Here is a 3,686-nt window from a genome sequence, read left to right as displayed (position 1 = left end):
CCCCCGGCCCCTCCCCCGACCTGGCCGCGCTGCGGCGGGCCGTCGCCGGGATGAGTTTGACGGAGCAGGTCGGCCAGCTGTTCGTCTCACGCGCCTACGGGCATTCCGCGACCGGTCCCGATCCGGCGGACGCGGCGAAGAACCAGGAGCTGTTCGGCGTCCGCACCGCGGCCGAGCTCGTCTCCCGCTACCACCTCGGCGGCGTCGTCCTGTTCTCCTGGGCGCACAACACCCGCAGCCCGCAGCAGGTGGCCGAGCTGGCCGCGGGTCTCCAGCAGGCCGCCGCCGGCACGGGGGCGGGCATCCCGCTGCTGCTCTCGGTGGACCAGGAGCACGGGGCGGTGGCCCGTATCGGCAAGCCGGCGACCCTGTTCCCGGGGGCGATGGCGCTGGGGGCCCGCACCGGCCGGACCCCTGCCGCTGCGGAGGCGCGCCGGGCGGCGCGCATCGCCGGCACCGAACTCGCCGCGATGGGCATCCGGCAGGACTACGCGCCGGTGGCGGACGTGAACACCAACCCGGCGAACCCGGTGATCGGGGTGCGGTCCTTCGGATCCGACCCGCAGGCCGTGGCCGCGCTCGTCGCGGCGCAGGTACGCGGCTACCAGGGGGCGGGGATCGCGGCGACGGCCAAGCACTTCCCCGGGCACGGCGACACGGAGACCGACAGCCACGTCGGCCTGCCGGTGATGCGCCACACCCGGGCGCAGTGGGAGGAGTGGGACGAGCCGCCGTTCCGGGCGGCGGTGGAGGCGGGCGTGGACGCCGTGATGACGGCGCACATCGTCTTCCCGGCGCTCGACCCGTCGGGGGATCCGGCGACGCTGTCGCGGCCGATCGTGACGGGCATGCTGCGCGAGCGGCTGGGTTTCCGGGGCGTGGTGGTCACCGACGCCCTCGACATGGCGGGGGTGCGGCAGAAGTACGGGGACGACCGCGTGCCGGTGCTGGCGCTGAAGGCGGGCTGCGACCAGCTGCTGAACCCGCCGGACCTGGGGCTGGCGTTCCGCAGCGTGGTGCAGGCCGTGGAGTCGGGGGAGCTGACGCAGACGCGGATCGCCGAGTCGGTGCTGCGGATCCTGGAACTGAAGGCGCGCCGGGGCCTGTTCGACCGGCCGCAGACCGCGGCCGGGCAGACGGCGGCCGTGGTGGGGAGGGCGGCGCACCTGGCGGCCGCCGACGAGATCGCGGCGGGGACGACGACGCTGCTGGCCAACCCGGTGGGGCTGCTGCCGCTGGACGCGTCGGCGGCGCCCGCGGTGCTGGTGACGGGCACCGACCCGGCCTCGCCCAGTGCCACGACGGGCCCCCCGACGGCCGTACTGGCGCGGGAGCTGGCGGCGCTGGGCTGCCGGGCGACGGCGGTGCCGCCGGCCCGGGCGGTGGCGGCGGCCCCCGGGAACACCGCGGTGCTGGTGTGCACGTACAACGTCCCCGAGGGGGACAGTCCGCAGCGGACGCTGGTGGCGGACCTGCTGGCCACCGGGGTGCCGGTGGTCGTCGTGGCGCTCCGCAACCCCTACGACCCGGCCCGGCTGCCGCCCTGTGCGGCGGAGCTGGCCACGTACACCTGGTCGGACGTGGAGATGCGGGCGGCGGCCCGGGTGGTCACCGGTGCGGCGCGGCCGGCGGGCCGGCTGCCCGTGCCGGTGCCGGGCCGCTACCCGCTGGGGCACGGGCTGGCGTACGGCTGACCGCACGCCGGCCCGCGTCCCGCGGGGTGCCCTACGGCCGCAGCTGGTGCTCGCGCGGCAGTTCCTGCTTGTCGAGCGCGGCGTCCGGCTTGGCCAGCGGGGCGGTGCGGCCCGCGTCGAGGGCCGCGGCGGCCGGGGCGACACCGGCCCACTCCTGGATCCGCTGGGTGGCCAGCGCCCGGTCGCCGTCGCGGAGCTGGGCGACGTTGGCGCCGTGGTTGGCGCCGGGCGCGGTCATGACGTAGCTGTCGCGGGCGCCGTAACCGAGGCGGAACGGTTCTGCGCCCCAGGGGTCGTTCTGCCCGTAGACGAAGAGCATCCGGTTGGCGTTGTTCTTGACCCAGTTGTCGACGTCCGCCATCGCCGCCGGCTGGAAGGTCATGGGGATGTCGCGGGGCACGAAGTTGCGCGGCGGCTGGTAGCCGTACCGGCTCAGGCCCTTCAGGTGCGGCTGCTTGATGTCGGGCGAGCCGAGCTGGGTGCCCGCCTGGTAGTAGTACGGCGTGTACGTCGCAAGGCCCTGGTCGGCGTAGGCGGAGAAGCCGGAGATCGCGTCGATGGAGTCCCAGATCTCCTGGTCGGAGGCGGTCTTGGCGTCCGGGATGGAGCCGCAGTCGGCGAGCAGGCTGTACTGCCAGTACGCCCAGGCGTAGTCGAGGACGACGGCCTCGTAGGCCTTGTCGAGGTTTCCGACGGTGTTGAAGGTCCAGCCGTTCTCGGCGGCGGCGGACGCGTACTTGGCCTCCAGGGGGCCGCGGCGGACGAGGGCCTCGCGCTGGACGGCGTTCAGCCGGTCGCGGCACTCCTTGGTGCCGACCTTCGCGAAGAACCGGTCGTAGGCCGAGTCCTCGTCGTTGACCACGTCGTTGGGCGCGACGTACGCGACGACGCCGTCCATGTCCCTGGGGTAGAAGCGCTCGTAGTAGGTGGCCGTCATGCCGCCCTTGCTCGCGCCCGTGGAGATCCACTTCTTGGTGTAGATCTTCTTCAGCGCGGTGAAGATGCGGTGCTGGTCGCTGGCGGCCTGCCAGATGTCGAGCTTGGACCAGTCGGCCGGGTCGGGCCGGGAGGGGTTGAAGAACCGGTACTCCATCGACACCTGGTTGCCGTCGATGATGGTCGTCGGCTCGCTGCGGCGCGGGTTGGTGTTGACGTTGTAGCCGGAGGTGAAGAAGACCGTGGGGCGCGACTCGTCCTTGTGCAGCAGGGTCAGGCGCTGCTTGAAGGTGCCCTTCCACGGCTGCCGGTGGTCGATCGGCTGCTCGTAGTTCAGTACGAAGAACCGGTAGCCGGCGTACGGCTTCTCCTCGATCAGGCTCATGCCCGGAACGGCGAGGATCCGGTCCTTGATGTCCGCGGCCGCGGCCTGCTCTGCGGTGGCAGGCGCCGCGGCGGCCGGCTCCGCGGCGGTGGCCGCCTGAGCCGTCAAGCCGGCCGTGCCCATGGTGCCGATCAGCACAGCGAGCGGCAGCAGCCGGCCAAGCGTCTTGCGCATTCACCCTCCCCTTTGTTCACAGCGGTCGCCCGTGAACCTAGCGGGGTCAACACGGCGCTGACCAGACCCGGTTGGGACGCAGCCTCAGCAAAGGATCCAGCCGGACTCGGCCGATCCGGCCCCGATACTCCCCCTTACATACACACAGCGGTTGATCGCCCCGACCGTGACAGGTCCGGCATAGCGGGTGAATTGCCCCGTATCGCGGAGGGGGACGCCGCCGCGCGGCTGGACGGACACCGCCATCGGCCGGCGCGCGCCCGGCGCGTCGGCCACGGCGGCCGCGCAGGCCTGCGTGCGGCTCTTGTAGACGCGCACCTCGCCGCCGGCGAACGGCAGGGACTTCACCAGCTGCCCCGTGCAGCCGCCGGTCGCCGCCGCCGCCGACGCGGGCGGAGCGGCCAGCAGCCCCGCCGCGCACAGCAGCAGCACCGCGGGCGCCGCACCCGCCCTGAGGGCTCCCAGGCCCCGCCCCTCGCGCTCCCGTGCCATGAAGT

The 3,686-nt window shown here is 73.6% G+C and carries 3 protein-coding genes; 1 reads left to right on the top strand and 2 read right to left on the bottom strand.

Annotation, left to right across the window (positions count from 1 at the left end):
- Positions 1-20: 20 nt before the first annotated feature.
- Entirely contained in the window at positions 21-1,694 is a 1,674-nt protein-coding gene (locus EF903_RS30085) for a glycoside hydrolase family 3 protein (protein ID WP_260616116.1), read from the top strand.
- Between the two features lie 31 nt (positions 1,695-1,725).
- Here EF903_RS30085 and EF903_RS30080 read toward each other — a convergent pair whose 3' ends face one another.
- Both EF903_RS30080 and EF903_RS30075 read right to left on the bottom strand, forming a co-directional pair.
- A complete protein-coding gene (locus EF903_RS30080; RefSeq protein WP_125548158.1) occupies positions 1,726-3,189 on the bottom strand; it encodes a S28 family serine protease in 1,464 nt (487 codons plus the stop codon).
- An 84-nt stretch (positions 3,190-3,273) separates the two neighbouring features.
- A partial coding sequence (locus EF903_RS30075) for a hypothetical protein (RefSeq protein ID WP_399422002.1) occupies positions 3,274-3,686 on the bottom strand: 413 nt, incomplete at its 5' end.

This window comes from Streptomyces sp. WAC05292 (assembly GCF_003949955.1).
GTDB classification, from domain to species: Bacteria; Actinomycetota; Actinomycetes; order Streptomycetales; family Streptomycetaceae; genus Streptomyces; species Streptomyces globosus.
Note: the sequence above shows the minus strand (reverse complement) of the source record. Positions and strands in the feature narration are given on the sequence as shown.